Annotated in this window: 19 protein-coding genes; 14 read left to right on the top strand and 5 right to left on the bottom strand. The window is 65.9% G+C overall.

Going from position 1 to position 19,547, the window contains the following annotated elements; all coding sequences use genetic code 11:
• Positions 1-99 precede the first annotated feature (99 nt).
• From B133_RS0118580 to B133_RS0118535, 9 genes are all read left to right on the top strand, one after another.
• Complete coding sequence (locus B133_RS0118580; RefSeq protein WP_026256608.1) at positions 100-900, top strand: DUF427 domain-containing protein; 801 nt, start codon at positions 100-102, stop codon at positions 898-900.
• Between the two features lie 157 nt (positions 901-1,057).
• The gene (locus B133_RS0118575; RefSeq protein WP_051088069.1) at positions 1,058-1,489 is read left to right on the top strand and encodes a hypothetical protein; all 432 of its coding nucleotides are present in this window, start codon (positions 1,058-1,060) and stop codon (positions 1,487-1,489) included.
• A 40-nt stretch (positions 1,490-1,529) separates the two neighbouring features.
• The gene (locus tag B133_RS0118570; protein ID WP_036418731.1) at positions 1,530-2,108 is read left to right on the top strand and encodes an isochorismatase family protein; all 579 of its coding nucleotides are present in this window, start codon (positions 1,530-1,532) and stop codon (positions 2,106-2,108) included.
• A gap of 255 nt (positions 2,109-2,363) precedes the next feature.
• Positions 2,364-4,514: a glycogen debranching protein GlgX gene (gene glgX / locus B133_RS0118560; protein ID WP_018603174.1), complete on the top strand. Its 2,151-nt coding sequence runs from the start codon at positions 2,364-2,366 to the stop codon at positions 4,512-4,514.
• A 273-nt stretch (positions 4,515-4,787) separates the two neighbouring features.
• Entirely contained in the window at positions 4,788-5,306 is a 519-nt protein-coding gene (locus tag B133_RS0118555; RefSeq protein WP_018603172.1) for a MarR family winged helix-turn-helix transcriptional regulator, read from the top strand.
• On the top strand, positions 5,303-6,127 hold the full coding sequence (locus B133_RS0118550; RefSeq protein WP_018603170.1) for an ATP-binding cassette domain-containing protein: 825 nt from the start codon (positions 5,303-5,305) through the stop codon (positions 6,125-6,127). Before B133_RS0118555 ends, B133_RS0118550 begins: the two co-directional genes overlap by 4 nt.
• 73 nt (positions 6,128-6,200) lie before the next feature.
• Positions 6,201-6,953: an ABC transporter permease gene (locus B133_RS0118545; RefSeq protein WP_018603168.1), complete on the top strand. Its 753-nt coding sequence runs from the start codon at positions 6,201-6,203 to the stop codon at positions 6,951-6,953.
• Between the two features lie 84 nt (positions 6,954-7,037).
• The gene (locus tag B133_RS0118540; RefSeq protein WP_018603166.1) at positions 7,038-8,198 is read left to right on the top strand and encodes an acyl-CoA dehydrogenase family protein; all 1,161 of its coding nucleotides are present in this window, start codon (positions 7,038-7,040) and stop codon (positions 8,196-8,198) included.
• A gap of 8 nt (positions 8,199-8,206) precedes the next feature.
• Positions 8,207-9,307 carry an acyl-CoA dehydrogenase family protein gene (locus tag B133_RS0118535; RefSeq protein ID WP_018603165.1) on the top strand — a complete coding sequence of 367 codons (1,101 nt, stop codon included), beginning with the start codon at positions 8,207-8,209 and terminating at the stop codon, positions 9,305-9,307.
• Positions 9,308-9,384: 77 nt separating this feature from the next.
• Here B133_RS0118535 and B133_RS0118530 read toward each other — a convergent pair whose 3' ends face one another.
• On the bottom strand, positions 9,385-10,626 hold the full coding sequence (locus tag B133_RS0118530; protein WP_026256606.1) for a maltokinase: 1,242 nt from the start codon (positions 10,624-10,626) through the stop codon (positions 9,385-9,387).
• Positions 10,627-10,902: 276 nt separating this feature from the next.
• Between B133_RS0118530 and B133_RS0118525 the strand changes: the two genes are divergently transcribed.
• Positions 10,903-11,667, top strand: coding sequence for a HugZ family protein (locus tag B133_RS0118525; protein ID WP_018603162.1), 765 nt, complete (start codon positions 10,903-10,905; stop codon positions 11,665-11,667).
• A gap of 57 nt (positions 11,668-11,724) precedes the next feature.
• Positions 11,725-12,303 (top strand): orotate phosphoribosyltransferase, encoded by a 579-nt coding sequence (gene pyrE, locus B133_RS0118520; protein WP_018603161.1) that lies wholly within the window; start codon positions 11,725-11,727, stop codon positions 12,301-12,303.
• A 7-nt stretch (positions 12,304-12,310) separates the two neighbouring features.
• Here pyrE and B133_RS0118515 read toward each other — a convergent pair whose 3' ends face one another.
• Genes B133_RS0118515 through B133_RS0118500 form a run of 4 tightly spaced genes read right to left on the bottom strand, consistent with a single transcriptional unit; the run spans position 12,311 to position 16,066 of the window.
• Positions 12,311-13,351, bottom strand: a complete 1,041-nt coding sequence (locus tag B133_RS0118515; RefSeq protein WP_018603158.1) for an ABC transporter ATP-binding protein — start codon at positions 13,349-13,351, stop codon at positions 12,311-12,313.
• Positions 13,348-14,130, bottom strand: a complete 783-nt coding sequence (locus B133_RS0118510) for an ABC transporter permease (RefSeq protein ID WP_018603157.1) — start codon at positions 14,128-14,130, stop codon at positions 13,348-13,350. The genes B133_RS0118515 and B133_RS0118510 overlap by 4 nt, the downstream gene beginning before the upstream one ends.
• On the bottom strand, positions 14,127-14,972 hold the full coding sequence (locus tag B133_RS0118505) for an ABC transporter permease subunit (RefSeq protein ID WP_018603156.1): 846 nt from the start codon (positions 14,970-14,972) through the stop codon (positions 14,127-14,129). The genes B133_RS0118510 and B133_RS0118505 overlap by 4 nt, the downstream gene beginning before the upstream one ends.
• A 23-nt stretch (positions 14,973-14,995) precedes the next feature.
• On the bottom strand, positions 14,996-16,066 hold the full coding sequence (locus B133_RS0118500) for an ABC transporter substrate-binding protein (RefSeq protein ID WP_018603154.1): 1,071 nt from the start codon (positions 16,064-16,066) through the stop codon (positions 14,996-14,998).
• A 265-nt stretch (positions 16,067-16,331) separates the two neighbouring features.
• On the opposite strand from B133_RS0118500, the gene B133_RS0118495 reads away from it, so the two are divergent.
• The 3 genes from B133_RS0118495 to B133_RS0118485 all read left to right on the top strand — a co-directional run bounded on the left by B133_RS0118495 (position 16,332) and on the right by B133_RS0118485 (position 19,547).
• A complete protein-coding gene (locus tag B133_RS0118495) occupies positions 16,332-16,835 on the top strand; it encodes a hypothetical protein (protein ID WP_018603152.1) in 504 nt (167 codons plus the stop codon).
• Positions 16,836-16,862: 27 nt separating this feature from the next.
• Entirely contained in the window at positions 16,863-17,282 is a 420-nt protein-coding gene (locus B133_RS0118490; RefSeq protein ID WP_018603151.1) for a TIGR03668 family PPOX class F420-dependent oxidoreductase, read from the top strand.
• An 87-nt stretch (positions 17,283-17,369) separates the two neighbouring features.
• Positions 17,370-19,547: an elongation factor G-like protein EF-G2 gene (locus B133_RS0118485; RefSeq protein ID WP_018603149.1), complete on the top strand. Its 2,178-nt coding sequence runs from the start codon at positions 17,370-17,372 to the stop codon at positions 19,545-19,547.

Genomic DNA, 19,547 nt, shown 5'->3' with positions numbered 1-19,547 from the left:
TCGACCCTCACCGGGAAGCATCTCGCGGACTACGTCGGTACCTGAGAGTTTCCTTGTCCTCCGTGTGCCAGTCGGTCCACCTGGCCGATAATGGCCGATATGGCTGCCAAGGTGTCAGACCTACTCGCCGAAAGTCTGGACACCCTTCGGTATCAGCCGACGGCGAAACGGATCCGCGCCTGTATGGGCGGCGAGCCGGTGGCCGACACCTGCGCGGCCGTTCTGGTGTGGGAGCCTCGGCGGGTCGTCCCGAGCTACGCGGTGCCCCGCGGCGCGCTGACCGCAGGATTGGTGCCGGCCGGTGCGGAGTCAGGCGACGATGAGATCCCCGGGTTTCTCGACCCGTCGATTCCCTTCGCCACGCACAGTTGCCCGGGCATCGAATTCGACGTCATCGCGGGCGAGGAGACTGGCGTCGCGGCCGCCTATCAGCCGGACGATCCGGATCTGGCCGGGTACCTGATCCTCGACTTCGCCAGCTTCGAGTGGCGTGAGGAAGACGAACCGATCCTCGCCCACCCGCGTGATCCGTTCCACCGCATCGACATCTTGCGCAGCAGCAGGCACGTCCGCGTGGAGCTCGACGGCCAGCTGCTGGCCGAATCCAGCCATCCCACACTGTTATTCGAGACGCTCCTGCCGACGCGGTATTACCTTCCCCGGAGAGATGTGAAAGTTGCACTGGCAGAAAGCAACACGATCAGCTACTGCTCATACAAGGGCCGGGCGAGCTACTATTCCGTGCCAGGCGGATCGGCAGATGTGGCATGGAGCTACCACGAGCCACTACACGACGCCGAGCTCGTGCGCGGGCTGATCTGCTTCTTCGACGAGCGGGTCGACGTCACGATCGACGGAGTGGCGCGCGAGCGGCCGGTGACACCGTGGAGCACTCAGTAGGTGTTCCGGCCCTGGCTGACCACCTTGCTGCCGGTGCTGCCGGCATTCATCCCCGCCGTTGTAGTCGTCGGGGAGATCGCCGCATTCCGGACACCAAAGGAAACGCCGGGCCGGGAGAAGGCGGTTCGCGGGACCTTACAGACGAAGATGGTTCACCGTGAACACGCGTATATGCAGACTGATCACCCTGGCGGCCGCGGCAGCACTCTTGGCGGCCGGATGCGGCAGTTCCGACAAGTCCTCGTCGAGCGAGACCGGCTCGACGACACCTTCGGTGACCGCTGTCAATCCGTCAGACATGACAAACCAGCAGCAGGCGCCCGCCCGGCTGGTCATAGACGTAACCATCAAGGGCGGTGAGGTGACACCGACCAACGCGTCGTTGCAGGGCAAGGCGCAAGAGCCCATCGTGGTGCGGGTCAACAGCGACGCCGCCGATGAGCTGTACGTAGACTCCGCACCGGACCACACTTTCAAGATCGAGCCGCGCACCGGTCAACAGTTCCAGTTCACCGTCGATACGCCCGGGACTGTCGAGATCAAACTGCACCACCTCAACCGCACCGTCGCCAGCGTGCAAGTGCAGTAGTGAGATGAACCACATGCGGACGCGAGGAGCAGAAGGGCGCGTGCGGACGCGAGGAGCAAAACGGCATAAGCGGGCACTGATCGTCGTCGACGTGCAGAACGATTTCTGCGAGGGTGGCTCCCTGGCGGTCACCGGCGGTGCTGCGGTGGCGCGCGCCATCAGCGAACTGCTCGTCGGCGACCACGAATACGACCACGTCGTGGCCACCAAGGACTTCCACATCGACCCGGGCGGGCATTTCTCCGAGCACCCGGACTATCAGGCGTCGTGGCCTCGGCACTGCGTGGCCGAGACGCCGGGCGCGGCGTTTCACCCCGAGTTCGACACCAGCGCTGTGGAGGCCGTGTTCATGAAGGGCCACTACACGGCCGCCTACAGCGGTTTTGAGGGTGTCGACGATTCCGGAACGACGCTGATGGACTGGCTGCGCTCCCACGATGTGGACGAGGTCGACGTGGTCGGCATCGCGACCGATTACTGCGTGGCGGCGACGGCAGCCGATGCCGTGAAAGCCGGTCTGCGGACCCGCGTGCTCACCGGGATGACGGCCGGTGTCGCACCGCAGAGCACCGCCGCGGCGATCGACGAATTGCTTTCGGCTGGCGTCGAAGTCAGTTAGTCGGATCCTGGTGTGAGCCGGTCCGGCGCGGGCGGCTCGCGGTGAGCACGATCCTGGCGCACACCGTCGCCGACGGCAATGCGATGCCCCGAACGGTGCAGTGTGACGGTCACAACGCCGTGGTCCGCCTCACCCAAGGCGAAGGGCATTCGGGCAGGTCAGAGCCGGTGAACAGGGTGAGCCCCCGCCGGTTCGGCGCACGCTGGGCGGGCTGTCCGAATGGTCACGCAACGCAGCGGACCGTAAAGTCGGATTGTGAATCCAGCCGAGCGAACCACGGAACACGAACTCGAAATCTGGCGGGGTAAGGCTTACCCCCTTGGCGCCACCTACGACGGGTCGGGCACGAATTTCGCATTGTTCAGCGAGGTCGCCGAGCGTGTGGAGTTGTGTCTCTTCGATACCGAGGGCAATGAGACTGCACGGGTCACCCTGCCCGAGGTCGACGGCTTCATCTGGCATGGCTTCGTGCCGAACATCGAGCCGGGTCAGCGTTACGGTTACCGCGTCACCGGTCCGTACGATCCCGCCGCCGGACACCGGTGTAATCCCAACAAGCTGCTGCTCGACCCCTACGCCAAAGCCATCGACGGGACCTTCGACTGGGGCCAGCCGCTGTTCGGCTACAACTTCGGTGACCCGGACAGCCGCAATGACGACGATTCGGCGGCCCACATGCCCAAGGCCGTGGTGATCAATCCGTACTTCGACTGGGGCACTGACCGGCCGCCCGGCCACGAGTACGCCGACACCGTCATCTACGAGGCGCACATCAAGGGCCTGACCGAAACTCATCCCGACATTCCCGAGCAGATTCGCGGCACCTACGCGGCGGTGGCGCATCCGGTGATCATCGACCATCTGAAGTCGTTGGGCATCACTGCGATCGAGCTGATGCCGGTGCATCACTTCGTCGACGATTCGACGCTGCTGGAGAAGGGCCTGTCGAACTACTGGGGATACAACACCATCGGGTTCCTGGCGCCCGATCCGCGGTACAGCTCGAGTGCCACGCCCGGCGGCCACGTGCAGGAGTTCAAGGCCATGGTGCGGGCGCTGCACGAGGCCGGCATCGAGGTGATCCTCGACGTCGTCTACAACCACACGGCCGAGGGCAACCACATGGGCCCGACGCTGTCGATGCGCGGTATCGACAATGCTGCGTACTACCGCCTCGTCGAGGACGACAAGCGCTACTACATGGACTACACCGGCACCGGAAACAGTCTCAACGTCGGCCATCCGCACTCACTGCAGCTGATCATGGACTCGCTGCGGTACTGGGTCACCGAGATGCACGTCGACGGTTTCCGCTTCGACCTGGCCTCCACGCTGGCCCGTGAGTTCTACGACGTGGACAAGCTGTCGACGTTCTTCGAACTGGTGCAACAGGATCCGACCGTCAGCCAGGTCAAGCTGATCGCCGAGCCGTGGGACGTCGGGCCCGGCGGCTACCAGGTGGGCAACTTCCCGCCGCAGTGGACCGAGTGGAACGGCAAGTACCGTGACACCGTTCGCGACTTCTGGCGCGGCGAGCCCGCCACGCTCGACGAGTTCGCCTACCGGCTGACCGGTTCGGCCGACCTGTACGAGCACACCGCGCGCCGTCCCGTCGCGTCCATCAACTTCGTCGTCGCGCACGACGGCTTCACGCTGCGAGACCTGGTGTCCTACAACGAGAAGCACAACGACGCCAACGGCGAGGACAACAACGACGGCGAGAGCCACAACCGCTCGTGGAACTGCGGCGTGGAGGGGCCCACCGACGATCCGGAGATCCTTGCGCTACGGGCCAGGCAGGAACGCAACTTTCTCACCACTCTGCTGCTGTCCCAAGGTGTTCCGATGATCTGCCACGGCGACGAACTGGGCCGCACCCAGGGCGGCAACAACAACGGGTACTGCCAGGACAGCGAAATCACCTGGATCGACTGGGCCAACGCCGACAAAGACCTACTCGAGTTCACCAAGATCGTGTCGGCGCTACGAGCCGCCCACCCGGTGTTCCGGCGGCGACGCTTCTTCGACGGCAGGCCGGTTCGCCAGCCCGGCGCCCCCAACGTGCCCGATATCACCTGGCTCGCGCCCGACGGGTCCGACATGACCGCGGAGGACTGGGAAACCGGCTACGCCAAGTCGGTGTCGGTGTATCTCAACGGACACGGCATCCCCGATCTGAGTGTCCGCGGGCAGCAGGTTGTCGACGACTCGTTCCTGCTGTGTTTCAACGGGCACTACGAACCGATCGAGTTCGTGCTGCCGCCGAAGGAGTTCGGCCAGCAGTGGACGCCTGTGATCAACACTGCCGCGATCGACGGCGCCGCAAACTCGGCTGATACGCCGCTGGCAGCCGGGGCGAAGGTCAACGTAGATGCCCGGGCGGTGTTGGTGCTGCGTGCCGAGTGAGATTGAGCACCGCGTCGGGCGTTGCTCGAAGCATTGATATCCCAGCCCGTACCAGGAAGTATGGTACGTTCGGCAAGTAGCAGCCGTGGCCGCCTCGCAGGCATGAGTCTTCGGGTTCATGCCGCCGGCCGGGCGGGCCGGGGGTAGAAGCCGAAGAGCGGCGGCAGCTACCCTGCGGCCACGGCTGCGGCAATCCGCGCGGCACCCACATCACCTTCACAGACGTTCGCGACGAGCGAGACAATACCTCTGTTACAGAGGTATTGTGGTGGGGTGGTAGATTTCCGCAGAGATCTCATCAGCGACCTGTTCAGCGTCGTCGGTCGATTCCGGCGACAGCTGCGCCGCTCTACCGGCGGCGGATTCGACATCGGCGCCGCCGGGGTGACGACATCGGGCTCAGCCGGACTGACCCAGTCCCAGGCCGAACTCGTGCGTCTGGTGAGTCGTCGACCGGGCATCTCGGTGCGGGAGTCCGCCATCGAACTCAGCCTGATGCCCAACACCGCGTCGACACTGGTATCCCGACTGGTCGCCGACGGGCTGCTGATCCGGACCGTCGATGAGGCTGATCGCCGAGTGGGACGGCTCAGGCTCACGGAATCGGCCCAACGGCTCGCCGACGAATCCCGGGCCGCCCGCCGCACCGCGCTGGCGACTGTCATGGCGCAGCTGAACGGTGCCCAAATTGACGCGTTAGCAAAAGGATTAGACGTGCTGGCCGAGTTGACCCGGCTGCTACAGGAGCAGGCCGAGGTACGGGACGTCCCCGAGGAGATCGAGTCCACATGAACGACGAACTGCTCGCCATCGACTGCCGGCACCTGACCCATCGCTACGGGCACTTCACCGCCGTCGAGGATCTCAGCCTGCAAGTGCACCAAGGCGAGACCCTGGGCCTACTCGGCCCGAACGGCGCGGGCAAGACCACCGTCGTGCGGGTCCTCACCACATTGACCCCGGTCCAGCAGGGCGAAGTGCGGATCTTCGGACTGGACGCGCAGCGCCGCACCATGGACATCCGGCACAACATCGGCTATGTACCGCAACAACTTTCGATCGAATCGGCACTGACCGGCAGGCAGAACGTCGAGCTGTTCGCCCGCCTCTACGACGTGCCGCGGACCGAACTTCGCGAACGTGTCACCACGGCGCTCGACGGGATGCAGCTGCTCGACGTCGCCGACGAGCCCGCAAGCACCTATTCCGGCGGCATGGTGCGGCGCCTCGAACTGGCCCAGGCGTTGGTCAATCGGCCGCTGCTGCTGATTCTGGACGAACCGACGGTGGGGCTCGATCCGATTGCCCGCGACAGTGTCTGGGAACAAGTACAGCGCATGCAGGCCGAGTTCGGTATGACGGTGCTGCTGACCACCCACTACATGGGCGAGGCAGATGCCCTGTGCGACCGGGTGGCGTTGATGCACCACGGCCGGCTGCAAGCGGTCGGAACCCCGGCCGAACTCAAGGCGGCCGTGTCGGGCGACGGCGAGGACGCCACGCTGGAGGACGTCTTCCGCCACTATGCGGGGTCCGAACTCGGCGAGGACACCCGCCGTTCGGGCATCGGTGAGGTTCGTTCGAGCCGGAGGACGGCACGCCGTGTCAGTTGATTCGCCTACTTCTGATTCACCTATTTCGACGGGCCTTGTCCTCGCGCCACGCGGGTGGCGGCGGGCCCGCGGCATGGCCGTACGTGTCGGTGCCTTCGCCCTCGTGGAGCTGCAGAAGCTGCGCTACGACCGCACCGAGCTGTTCACCCGCCTGATCCAGCCGGCACTGTGGCTGTTGATCTTCGGGCAGACCTTCAGCCGGCTGCACGTGGTCAACACCGGTGGCGTGCCCTATCTGACGTTTCTGGCACCGGGCATCATCGCCCAGTCCGCGTTGTTCATCTCGATCTTCTATGGCATCCAGATCATCTGGGATCGCGATGCGGGCATTCTGGCGAAGCTGATGGTCACGCCGGCACCCGCGTCGGCGCTGGTGACCGGTAAGGCGTTCGCGGCCGGCGTGCGCTCCGTGGTGCAGGTGGTCGGCGTCGTGGTACTCGCCTACCTGATGGGCATCCCGATGACCGCGAACCCGCTGCGGATCCTCGCCGCGATGGCCATCGTGACGTTAGGCGCGGCATTCTTCGCGTGTCTGTCGATGACGCTGGCCGGGCTGGTCCGCAAACGGGACCGGCTGATGGGTATCGGTCAAGCCATCACGATGCCGTTGTTCTTCGCGTCCAATGCGCTCTACCCCGTCGACGTCATGCCCGGCTGGCTCAGATGGCTGTCCACGGTCAATCCGCTGAGCTACGAGGTCAACGCCCTGCGCGGCCTGCTGATCGGCACGCCGACCAATTGGGCGCTCGACGTCACGGTGCTGATCGTGGCGGCTGTGCTCGGCGTCGCCGCCGCCTCGGCGTTGCTGCGCCGGCTGGTGCGCTGACTCTGAGCCCTGACCAGGCTCTTTCGTCTCCCAACCAACCGGTGGTTTAGTGTGCTGTCAGATCCACGGAACAGGGAGACGGTCATGCAACTGGCGCTCACACCGGAGGAGGCTGCGTTCCGCGACGAGCTGCGCACCTTCTACACCACCCAGGTTCCCGCTGAGATCCGCGAACGCAACCGGCTGGGTAAACCGCTCGGCAAGGACGGAATCGTCACCGCGCACAAGATCTTGAACGAGCACGGCCTGGCTGTGCCGAACTGGCCCGTCGAGTGGGGCGGCAAGGATTGGACGCCCACTCAGCATCAGATCTGGCTCGACGAGATGCAGTTGGCCAGCGTTCCGGAGCCGTTGACCTTCAATACCCGGATGGTCGGTCCGGTGATCGCCGAGTTCGGCTCGCAGGCCGTCAAGGAACGCTTCCTCCCGCCGACTGCCGCATTGGACATCTGGTGGTGCCAGGGCTTCTCCGAGCCCGAGGCCGGCTCCGATTTGGCCTCGCTGCGCACCACCGCGGTCCGCGACGGGGACAGCTACGTGGTCAACGGCCAGAAGACCTGGACCACGCTCGGCCAGTACGCCGACTGGATCTTCTGCCTGGTCCGCACCGACCCGCACGCCCCCAAGAAGCAGGCAGGCATCTCCTTCCTGCTCATCGACATGAACACCCCGGGCGTCATACTGCGGCCGATCAAGCTCATCGACGGCAGCTTCGAGGTCAACGAGGTGTTCTTCGAGGACGTACGCGTGCCGGCCGACCAGCTGGTCGGTGAGGAGAACCAGGGCTGGACCTACGCGAAGTTCCTGCTCGGCAACGAGCGCACCGGCATCGCGCAGGTGGCTCGCACCAAAGTGTGGCTGGCCGACGTAAAGGCCCGAGCCAAGGAGTCCGGTTTGCTGTCTGACCCCTTGTTCGCTGCGCGATTGGCCGAGGCCGAGAACGACGTGCTGGCCCTGGAACTCACCCAGATGCGCGTCACGTCGGACTCCGCCGACGGCAAGCCCAACCCAGCGTCATCGGTGCTGAAGTTGCGCGGCAGTCAGCTGCAGCAGGCCGCCACCGAACTACTGGTCGAGGTCGCCGGGCCGGACGCGCTGCCATTCGAGGCCGGCAATACGATCGCGTCGCCCGAGTGGGCCCAGGAGGCCGCACCGCACTATCTGAACTATCGCAAAACCTCGATCTACGGCGGCAGCAACGAAGTTCAGCGCACCATCATCGCGTCGACCATTCTCGGATTGTGAGTTGAACCATGGACTTTCAGCTGACCGAAGAACAGACCCTGCTGGCCGACACCACGCGCGATGTGTTGTCGGGCTACGACACCGAAAAGCGCAACAAGGTCGTCGACACCGACCCCGGCTACAGCACTCAGGTGTGGGCCCAGCTCGCCGAGATCGGAGTCCTCGGACTGGGTTTCGAGGAAGACGCCGGCGGCCCGCTCGAGATCATGGTGGTGCTGGGCGAGATCGGACGCCGGCTGGCGCCCGAGCCCGTGCTGCACGGCGCGCTGGTGCCAGGGTCGATCATCGCCGAGGTGGGCACCGACGCACAGCGTCAACTGCTCGACGAGGTCGCTGCCGGCAAGCGACTGCTGGCTTTCGCCCACACCGAGCCTGGCCTACGCGGAACCGGTACCGTCACCACAACCGCTGCCCACCAAGGTGATTCGTGGGTGCTCACCGGCCGGAAGAACCCGGTGCTGGCCGGCGACAACGCCGACACACTGATAGTCAGCGCCGGCCTGCCCGGGGGTGGGACCGGACTGTTTCTCGTCGACGCGGCCACAGTCACCCGGGAGAGCTACCGTACGTTCGACGGGCAACGGGGCGCCCAGATCGACCTCGCCGAAACACTCGCCGATCCCCTCGGTGACGCGGTGGACGCCGGCACGGCCATCACGCACGCGCTGATCCGTGCCTCGGCGGGGCTGTGCGCCGAGGCAGTCGGCGCCATGGCGGAATCGCTACGTCTCACCACCGATTACCTCAAGGCGCGCAAGCAATTCGGGGTCACACTGAGTAAGTTCCAGACTCTGACGCAGCGGGCCGCCGATATGTACGTATCACTGGAGCTGGCCCGCAGCATGGCTCTCTACGCATCGATGTCGATCACCGACGGTGACTTCGATCCCGTGACGGCCGCGCGTACCAAGCTGCAGATCGGCCGCTCGGGCCGACACATCGCGCAGGAATCCATTCAGCTGCACGGCGGCATCGGTATCACCGCGGAGTATCCGGTCGGGCACTATGCGGCGCGGCTCACCGCGATCGAACACACTCTCGGCTCATCGCAAGACCAGTTGCACACGCTGATCGACCAATTGGGCGACTACCAGATCGCCACGCTGTAACTTTTCTCGCCGAACAGACACTTGGGTACGCCAAGCGCGGCATGTCAGGGGCCTGCGCGTCTGCTCGCGGGAAGGACTCAGCCCACCAGCCGGTCGATCGACCCCATCGGGATGGGCAGCCAATCCGGGCGGTGCCGGGCTTCGTATGCGGCCTCATACACCGCCTTGTCCAACTCGTAGGCCGCCAGTAGGTCGACGGGGTCGCGTGGGTCGACACCGGATTCTGCGGCATAACCGTCGCAGAAGGCCGTACTGTTGCGGTCGGCCCAAGCCTGAGCGGCAACGCCCGGTCGTTGATAGGCCGCGTAGTCGAACGAGCGCAACATGCCCGCGACATCGCGCACCGCTGAATCTGGACGACGCCTCTGCTGCAACGGTTTTCCGGGTTCACCTTCGAAATCGATCAACAACCAGCGCTGAGGGGTGCGGAGCACCTGCCCCAGGTGCAAGTCACCATGCACGCGCTGCACCGTGATTTGCCGCCCCGCCAGGGCCCGGTAGCGCTGCTTGATTCGCGTAGCGAAGTCGTACAGCTCGGGCACCGCTTGCGTGGCCGTCGTCAACCGGCTCAGCATCACGTCCACCGGAAACGGGATGGAATCGGTACCCAGCGCGTCAGCCAGGCACGTGTGCACCGAGGCCACCGCTGCGCCGAGCGCACGCGCCTCCTGCGCAAAATCACCGCCACCGGTGGTCGCCATGTGCCAACCTTCGACCGCATCGGCGGCGAACTCCGACACCACACCCAGCGCATACGGCTCGCCGTCCCACGAGGTTTCGAACGATCCGAGCAGCCGAGCCACATGGGGGTTTCCCGCCCTGCCCAAAGCCCGGTTGAGTTCGATGTCAGGATGCACACCGGCAGTGACCCGCCGGAAGACCTTGAGCATGGCGTCCTGCCCGAACACCACGCTGGTGTTGCTCTGCTCGGCCGTGGAGACCCGGGCAGGGGCATCCAGGGGAAGCTCCGCGTCCGGCTCCTTCGTGAAAACCACCTCCCCGACGGTGGCCGCGTCGTCGATTAGTTTCAGCAGATAGCGTGCCGCATCCGGGTCGAACAACGCGTCGTAAGCGATCCGATCACCGTCGATACTGATGGTCGCGCCGGCGTGGCCGTGATCTGAACCGTCTCGACGACCGACCCCGACGATCACCTGATAGCGCTCACGAGTGCCGTCCGTGTACGACACGTCCAACAACACCAGCAGGAGGTTGTCTCGCAGCGGCACCACAAGCGCTGGGCGCGCTGCACTCAACGCGCGGCCCCGGCCGGCATACCACCGCTGCCGGGGTAACCACGCGCCAAACGGGATGTCCAGACCTTGCACGGCCACTCCGTCGATGCCTTCCATCAGCGTTAAACCTACCCACAGGAGCGGCTTTTCAACCGTCCTAGAACTGTTGCGCCGAGGCCTGGTTTCCGGCGTCCCGACCGACTCCACCCACCAGCAACGTGATTCAGCCTCACCAGTGAGTTTGCGGGAAAGAACACGGTTGAACAAGAGCCCGCGACGGGTTAGGTTTTCCCGAATTCGAACTTGTCTGCGGCGGTCCGCCGCGGAGATCGGCCCCAACAATTCGATGAGGGATGCCCTGTGGGTGAGTCGGCGCCTGACGATCGCGAAGTACCGGCGGCGCGACCATCAGCGGCCGAAGAAGCTCGCACCGTGGCCAAGTCGACCAACTCCGGCACGCTGGCCACTCTCACCGCCGAAGGCGCACCGTGGGCGTCGTTCGTCACCTACGGGCTGCTGGACGGTGCTCCGGTGCTCTGCGTGTCGAATCTCGCGGAGCACGGTCGCAACCTCGCGCAGGATCCGCGGGCAAGCATCGCGATCGTCGCGCCCGGGGCCGGGTCGGATCCGCTCGCCAGCGCCCGTGTCACCCTGGCCGGCGTAGCCGAGCGCCCCGCCGGTGCCGAGGCGGCTGCGGCCCGCGACGCCCACCTGTCAGCGGTCACGGCGGCAAAGTACTACATCGACTACAGCGATTTCTCGCTGTGGGTGCTGCGCGTGGACCGGGTGCGTTGGGTCGGCGGCTACGGCCGGATGGACTCGGCCACCGGTGCGGCCTACGCCGCCGCCGAGCCCGACCCGGTGTCGCCGCACGCTGCCGGCGCCATCGAGCATCTCAACGCCGACCACGCTGCGTCACTGCTGGCGATGGCCCGCACTCTCGGCGGCTACCCCGACACCACCGCCGCAGTGTGCACGGGCGCTGACCGCTACGGCCTCGATCTGAGGGTCGCCACCGACCGCGGGGTGGCATACACGCGGGTGGGTTATGCCGCGCCGATCAGCTCCTTCGATGAATTGCGTTCCGCGACAGTCGAGTTGGCCAGGCGAGCCCAGGCCGGATAGGCGCACCACGCCCAGGCCGGATCGGCGCACAACGCCGTGTGCAATACGATCGCGGGTATGTCTGTTGCCGCCGAGCGTCCGGAAACCTGGCACGCCGCCTTCGATCTGATCCGCACGCGCGGCTACGAGCACCGCGAGGAGCCGTTCCGGCTGGCCAGCGGCCAGCTCAGCCATGACTACATCGACGGCAAGTACGCCATCGACACCGGTGAGCGGATGACGATCGTCAGCCGCGCGGTCGCCGATCTGGCCGCGGCCCGCGGCATCGAGTTCGACGCCGTCGGCGGTCTGACCATGGGTGCCGACCCGCTGGCCCACGGGGTCGCGATGGTCACCGGCAAGGCCTGGTTCTCGGTGCGCAAGGAACAGAAGAGCCGCGGCCGCGAGCAGTGGATCGAAGGCACCCGGCTCGAACCCGGCACCCGCGTGCTGCTGGTCGACGATGTGATCAGCACCGGCGGCTCCACCGAGATCGCCTACGAGCGCGTCGCCGCCGCGGGTGCGGTGGTGACCGGGGTCATCCCGATGGTCGACCGCGGCGATGTCGCGACGGGACGATTCGCCAAGCGCGGGGTCCCGTTCGCGGCGCTGGTGACCTACCGCGATCTGGGTATCGAACCGGTCAAGGACGTCTGAGCCCGGTTCAGATCACCAGCACCGGCGCGGGCCGTACCCCGACGCGCACCGGGTCCCCCGGGCTGAACACCTCGGCGGCTGAACTTGCCAACTGCGCATGCAGCACCGCGCCGTCGGGCAACGTCACGTACACCCGGGAGATCGGCCCGAGGAACGCCACCGAGCTGACCCGAGCGGCACCGTCGGTGTCGGCGGTGACCATGATGGATTCGGGACGCACCAGCGCCGTGCCCGTACCTGCATCGACCGAGCCGGCCAGCGTCGGGACCGAAGTACCCAGCAGGAGAGCCCGCCCGTCCGAAACCTCCGCGGGTACCTGATTGTTCAGTCCGACAAACTCCGCAACGAACGGTGTCGCGGGGCTCGCGTACAGATTTGCCGGCGCTGCGAGCTGTTCGAGTTTGCCCTGGCTCATCACCCCGACCCTGTCGGCAACCGCCAGCGCCTCCTCCTGATCGTGGGTGACGAACAACGTCGTGGTGCCGACCTCGAGCTGAACCCGACGGATCTCGTCGCGCAACTGCACCCGCACCTTCGCGTCGAGCGCTGAGAGCGGCTCGTCGAGCAGCAGCACGCGCGGCCGGATCGCCAATGCCCGCGCCAGCGCGACACGCTGCTGCTGGCCGCCGGAAAGCTCGTCGGCGTACTTGTCCTTGTGCTCGCTCAAGCCCACCAAATCGAGCATGTCCGCGGCCTGGGAAAGCCTGTCGGCCTTGCTCTTTCCTCGCATCTTCAACCCGAAAGCGACGTTGTCCAGCACGGTCAGGTGCGGGAAGAGGCTATACGCCTGGAACACCATCCCCATATCGCGCTTGTTAGCCGGTACCGAACTCACGTCGCGCCCACCGACCAGCACGCTGCCCGATGTGGCCTCGTCGAGACCTGCCAAGATGCGCAGCGCTGTGGTCTTGCCGCACCCCGACGGTCCGAGCAAAGCCACCAACTCGCCGGGCTCGATGTGCAGCGTCAGTCCGTCGAGCGCCTTGACACTGCCGTAGACCCGGGTGAGGTCATTGAGTTCGACGGCAAGACCTCGATTGCTCCTCACCTCGGACCACCCGCCCTCCGACGGCGGCCGCGGGTGACAACCGCCAGGGCCAGCAGCAGCACGAAACCCAACAGCAGCACCGCGAGTGAGGCGGCCACCGACGTCGGACCGTCGCTCTTACCGATTGCGACGATCTGCACCTGCAGGGTCTGGTAACCGCTCAGCGACGCAATGGTGTATTCGCCGAGCACCACGGCGATGGAAATGAAAGCGGCGGAAAGGATTCCGGGCCAGATGTTGGGCACGATCACCCGTGCGATGGTGGCGCCCCAGCCGGCGCCGAGCGAGCGAGCCGCCTCCGACAGAGTCCGCAGGTCGATGGCCGCGAGCGCCGCGTCGAGGGCCCGGTAGGCGAACGGCAGCACGAGTACGACGTAGACGAACGTCAGCGTCAGCGCGGATTCCCCGAGGAAGTAGGTGACCCAGAGGTAGACATTGCGCAGGCCCACCACGATCACCAAGGCCGGAATCGTCAAGGGCAACAGGCACAGAAATTCGATCGCACGACGGGCCCACGGCGCCCGCAGCCGCACCCAGATCATCGTCGGCACCAGCAGCACCAGCATCGCGACCACGGTGAACACCGCCAACAACACCGAGATCACGATCGCCTGATACAGCGTCTCGTCGGCCACCAGGTTGCGCCAGGCCGTCAGGGTGCGTCCGCCCTCGATCAGGTTGCGCGTGGAGAAGTCCGCCATCGCGTACAGCGGGAACAGGAAGAACAACCCGAACAGCACCCACAGTGTGATCCGCAGTGTCGTTCTCGCGTGCGTCATTTCAGCCACCTCGCGGTACGCCGCACCAGCGCGTTGTAGACGAGCATCACAGCCGCCACCACGACGATCATCTCCAGCGCCAGCGCGTAGGCGAACCCGGACTGACCGAGCACCACCTCACTGGTGAGGGCCGCGCGGATCAGCAGCGGCACGATCGGAGCTCCTTGGCTGACCAGAGCGGCGGCGGTCGCGTAGGCGGCAAAGGCGTTGGCGAACAACAACAACGCCGATCCGAGGAACGCCGGGGTCAACAACGGCACCGCCACCTCACGCCAGTACTGCCACCTGGACGCCCCGAGGTTGACGGCGGCCTCACGCCACTGGTCGCGCAGACCCTCCAGTGCGGGCAGAAAGACGATCACCATCAGCGGGATCTGAAAGTAGGTGTACACCAGGATCAACCCGGGCAGCCCGTACAACCAGCCGGATCCGGCCAAGTCCCAACCCAGATGCTCACGCACCCAGATCGTCAGCACACCGTTGAGGCCGATCGTCGCCAAGAACGCGAAAGCCAATGCCACACCCCCGAACTGGGCCAGCACACTGCACAGCGCCAGCACCGAGCGACGGACCATCGACGACGGCGGGCTGCTGACAATCAACCAGGCCAGCACGGCACCCAGCACCGCCCCGATCAGTGCCGTGCTGCCCGAGAGCAGCACGCTCTTGCCGAGGGCCGCGAGCGCCGTCGGCGAGAACAGCGCCATGATCCGCGCAAGCGAGAAAGATCCGTCGGCGAAGAAGGCCATGACCACCACTGTCACCGTCGGCACGATCAGAAAAACGGTGACCACCGTGAGAAACGGCAGCAGCGGCAGACTTTCGCGGATCCGCCGACCCACAACGGCCCCTGGCACCGGCCGACTCAGCCGATCGCCCTGGCCCAGTTGTCCGCCAGATACTTGGTGGCCGCTTCGGTCTGGGCCGGTGTCGGGATGACCACCTGCCCGTCGATCGACGGGAGTTTGGAGAACGCCTTCTTGTCGACGGTTCCCGCGACGGCCATCTGATCTGCGCGCACCGGCCGGACACCGCCCACCATGAACAGGTTCTGGCCTTCGTCACTGAACAGGAACTCCTGCCACAACCGCGCCGCGGCCGGATGCGGGGCCGCTTTGTTGATCGCCTGGAAGTAGTAACCAGCGACTGCGTGGTCCGGCGGCACCACGACCTGCCAGCTGGGCAGCTTCTGGGTTTCGGCGGCATTGGTGTAGTTCCAGTCGATGACTACAGGCGTCTGGCCCGACTCGATGGTGGCCGGGGTCGGGTCGACCGGCAGGAAATTGCCCAACTGATGGAGCTTTCCGAAGAAGTCGACGCCCGGCGCGATGTTGTCGGCCGACCCGCCCTGGGCCAGCGCCGCCATCACCACCCCGGAGAACGCCGCACCGGCCTGGGTGGGATCGCCGTTGAGAGCGACCTTTCCGTGGTATTCGGGCTTGAGCAGGTCGTCAACGTCGGTGATGGCAGGCACTTTGGCCGAATCGAACCCGATAGACATATAACCGCCGTAGCCATTGACCCAAACCCCGTTCGGATCCTTGAACTTCGCCGGGATGCTGTCGAAAGTGGCCACCTTGTACGGGGCGAACATCGAGGTGTTCGACAGTGCCACAGCCTGTCCAAGATCGAAGACATCGGGCGCGGTGCTCTTGCCCTTCTGCTGATTGGCGGCGTTGATCTCCTCCTGGCTGGAGGCCTCGGGCTGCGCCGAGGTGACTTTGATGCCGTACTTGTCGGAGAACGCCTTGATGATTGCGCCGTAGTTGGCCCAATCCGGGGGCAGAGCAATGACGTTGAGCTCGCCTTCGGCCTTGGCCGCGGTGACCAGGCCGTCCATGCCGCCGCATGCCCCGGCAGAGGTGGCCTCGGCGGCCTTGACTCCCGATTCCGTCTGCCCGCCGCCGCCGTCTTTCTGCGGTGGGGCGCATGCCACCGCAGACGTGACGACGAGGCACGTAACGGCGGCAAGGACGCCCGGGATAAGTTTTGGCTGCAACATTCGAGTAAGCGCTGTTCTGGTGAGCATTGCCAACCTTCCGATGATCAGAAAGCGCAGCAATGGCGCCGCGGTTACCGACACTGGTCGCTGCGGTGAATGGCTCCGGCGTGACGTCCGAACCCTACCGTGAGGGACGGCCGATCGTGTCGACATCACGATCATCGCGCGTTTGTGCAGGTCGTGCCGCTAACATCAGAACGTGGCTGAACCTGAAGCAGCGGGTCGCTTCGACTACCTCTGGACCGACGCTGCGCAGCAGGCGGACGGTGAGGCCGACGACGCAACCGCTGGTTTCGATGCTTTCGATTCCAGCACCTGGAATTTCAAACCCGCGCCCGTGCCGTGGTACCGCACCCGACGGGCCGCGGCCGCGATCGTCGCGGCGGGGATAGCCGCGGCGGCGATCGTGATTTCGCTGGTCCTGCTGATAGTTCGCGATCCGTCATCGACGGTCGACCGGGCTCCGACAGCGGTGACGCCGACGGCATCGAGTGCTCCCGCGCCCGCACCCGCACCGCCACCGCTGCGGGCCGGCATCCTGCCTGCTCCCCCTCCCCCGCCGCCGGCACCTCCGCCACCGGAGCCCGAGTCCCAGTCGCCGGTGTACCGAGCACCGCAGCGGCCCACACCCACCAAACGGCCCGAGATCAACGTGACCCGGTCGCCGTACAGCGTGGCGCCACAGCCCAGACACCCGCATTGAGCCCCACTCTGCTCCTACGCTGAACGCATGGGCGAGTTCGATGCGGTGGAGCAGTTTGCCGGCAGCCCGACCGCGGTGTTGGCCACGCTGGGACCCGAAGGCGCCCCGCATCTGGTCCCGGTGGTGTTCGCGGTGCACCGCGAGTCCGAAGGCATCACGATCTACACCGCGGTCGACGCCAAACGTAAGTCCACGCAGAAGCTGCGGAGGCTGACCAACATCGAACACGATTCTCGGGTGAGTCTGCTCACCGACCACTATGACGACGACTGGACGCACCTGTGGTGGGTGCGGGCCGACGGCCAGGCCGCAACCCATTACACCGGCGACGAGGTGGCGATCGGATACGCGTTGCTGCGCGCCAAATATCCTCAGTACGAACGGATTGCGTTGGACGGCCCGGTCGTCACGGTCGCCATCACACACTGGTCCTCCTGGCAGGCGTGAGCACGCGACCGCTCGAAGCCCACGTGCAGCCCTTGTGCTGCAGGTCGCATCGGGGAATGGTGGAAGGGGACCTCAGGAGGACATGCCATGGCGGACAGGACGGCCTCTGCAGCCGGCAACGGGGCCCTACCTACGGCGGAACGCCCGGAGGCGATCCGCAACATCGCGCTGGTCGGGCCGTCGGGCGCTGGTAAGACCACGCTTGTCGACGCGTTGCTGATGGCCAGCGGGGTGCTGACCAGGATCGGTTCGGTGCTCGACGGGTCGACGGTGTGCGACTTCGACGACGCCGAGATCGCTCAACAGCGTTCTGTGGGCCTGGCACTGGCATCGTTGCAGCACAACGGGATCAAGGTGAACCTCATCGACACCCCCGGGTATGCCGACTTCGTCGGGGAACTGCGCGCGGGGCTGCGGGCCGCGGATTGTGCCCTGTTCGTCGTCGCGGCAAATGAGACCGTGGACGAGCCGACCAAGGCGCTGTGGCAGGAGTGCAGTGCAGTGGGAATGCCACGCGCCGTGGCGATCACCAAACTCGACCATGCTCGAGCCAACTACGCCAACGCGCTGGCCACCGCCCAGCAGGCGTTCGGCGACAAGGTGCTTCCGCTGTACTTCCCCGCCGGCGATGGGGTGATCGGGCTGATCACCAAGACCCAGTACGACTACGCGGACGGTACGCATTCGTCGCACGCGCCCGCCGAGTCCTATACCGACGAGATCGCCGAACTTCGCGGCACGCTCATCGAAGGCATCATCGAGGAGTCCGAGGACGAGACGCTCATGGAGCGCTACCTGGGCGGTGAGGACATCAACCCGAACGTGCTCATCGAAGACCTGGAGAAGGCCGTGGCCCGGGCCTCGTTCTTCCCGGTGATCCCGGTGTGCAGCGGATCCGGCGTCGGGACCCTGGAACTGCTGGAGGTCGCCACCCGCGGGTTCCCAGCACCACCGGAACATCCTCTGCCCGAGGTGTTCACGCCACAGGGGGCGCCCCGTAGAGCATTGGCCTGCGACCCCGCCGGACCGCTGCTAGCCGAGGTGGTGAAGACGACGTCGGATCCGTATGTCGGCAGGGTCAGCCTGGTCCGGATGTTCTCCGGAACCCTCAGGCCCGACGCGACAGTGCACGTGTCGGGCCATTTTTCGGCCTTCTTGCCGAATGGCGGCGCCGCAAGCGACGATACGGGCGCGCATGCCACGACCGGGCACGCCGACCACGACGAGGATGAACGCATCGGCACCCTGTCCTTCCCGTTGGGCAAGCTGCAGCGCCCGGCACCGCTGGTGGTGGCCGGCGACATCTGCGCGATCGGCAAGCTCAGCCGCGCGGAAACCGGTGACACGCTGAGCGACAAGGCCGATCCGCTGGTGCTGCGGCCGTGGACCATGCCAGACCCGCTGCTGCCGGTGGCTGTCCAACCGCGCGCGAAGACCGATGAGGACAAGCTCTCGGTCGGTCTGCAGCGGCTGGCCGCCGAGGACCCGACCCTGCGTATCGAGCAGAATCCGGAAACGCACCAGATCGTGCTCTGGTGCATGGGTGAAGCGCACGCGGGTGTCGTACTCGACGCGCTATCCCGCCGCTACGGCGTATCGGTAGACACCGTGGAGTTGCGCGTACCGCTACGGGAGACGTTCGGCGGCAAGGCAAAAGGACACGGCAGGCACGTCAAGCAGTCGGGTGGGCACGGCCAGTACGCGGTATGCGACATCGAGGTCGAGCCACTGCCCGAAGGAGCCGGTTTCGAGTTCGTCGACAAGGTGGTGGGCGGTGCGATTCCGCGCCAATTCATCCCGAGCGTCGAGAAGGGGGTGCGCGCCCAGATGGAGAAAGGGGTCGGTTCTGAAGTCGGCTACCCCGTTGTCGACATCCGGGTGACCCTGGTTGACGGCAAAGCGCACAGCGTCGATTCGTCGGACTTTGCCTTCCAGATGGCAGGCGGGCTGGCGCTGCGGGAAGCCGCCGCCACCACTCGGGTGAATCTGCTGGAGCCGGTCGATGACGTGACCGTGCTGGTGCCCGACGACCTGGTCGGTGCCATCATGAGCGATCTGTCCAGCCGCCGCGGCCGCGTGGTCGGCACCGACAAGGTCGGTGAGGACCGCACGGCCGTGAAAGCCGAGATCCCCGAGATCGAACTGACCCGCTACGCCATCGACCTGCGGTCGCTGTCGCACGGTGCGGGTTCGTTCACTCGATCGTTCGCCCGGTACGAGCCGATGCCCGAGACGGCCGCGGCCCGGGTACGCGGTGCGGGGTAG

Origin of the sequence: Mycobacterium sp. 155 (assembly GCF_000373905.1) — a bacterium.
Taxonomy (GTDB): Bacteria; Actinomycetota; Actinomycetes; order Mycobacteriales; family Mycobacteriaceae; genus Mycobacterium.
Note: the sequence above shows the minus strand (reverse complement) of the source record. Positions and strands in the feature narration are given on the sequence as shown.

Excerpts from the sequence above, each read along its gene's own strand:
- B133_RS0118490 (WP_018603151.1), top strand. The coding sequence starts at position 16,863 with ATGGGCGAGTTCGATGCGGTGGAGCAGTTTGCCGGCAGCCCGACCGCG.
- pyrE (WP_018603161.1), top strand. The coding sequence starts at position 11,725 with ATGTCTGTTGCCGCCGAGCGTCCGGAAACCTGGCACGCCGCCTTCGAT.
- B133_RS0118550 (WP_018603170.1), top strand. The coding sequence starts at position 5,303 with ATGAACGACGAACTGCTCGCCATCGACTGCCGGCACCTGACCCATCGC.
- B133_RS0118580 (WP_026256608.1), top strand. The coding sequence starts at position 100 with ATGGCTGCCAAGGTGTCAGACCTACTCGCCGAAAGTCTGGACACCCTT.
- B133_RS0118545 (WP_018603168.1), top strand. The coding sequence starts at position 6,201 with ATGGCCGTACGTGTCGGTGCCTTCGCCCTCGTGGAGCTGCAGAAGCTG.
- B133_RS0118485 (WP_018603149.1), top strand. The coding sequence starts at position 17,370 with ATGGCGGACAGGACGGCCTCTGCAGCCGGCAACGGGGCCCTACCTACG.
- B133_RS0118540 (WP_018603166.1), top strand. The coding sequence starts at position 7,038 with ATGCAACTGGCGCTCACACCGGAGGAGGCTGCGTTCCGCGACGAGCTG.
- B133_RS0118510 (WP_018603157.1), bottom strand. The coding sequence starts at position 14,130 with ATGACGCACGCGAGAACGACACTGCGGATCACACTGTGGGTGCTGTTC.
- B133_RS0118535 (WP_018603165.1), top strand. The coding sequence starts at position 8,207 with ATGGACTTTCAGCTGACCGAAGAACAGACCCTGCTGGCCGACACCACG.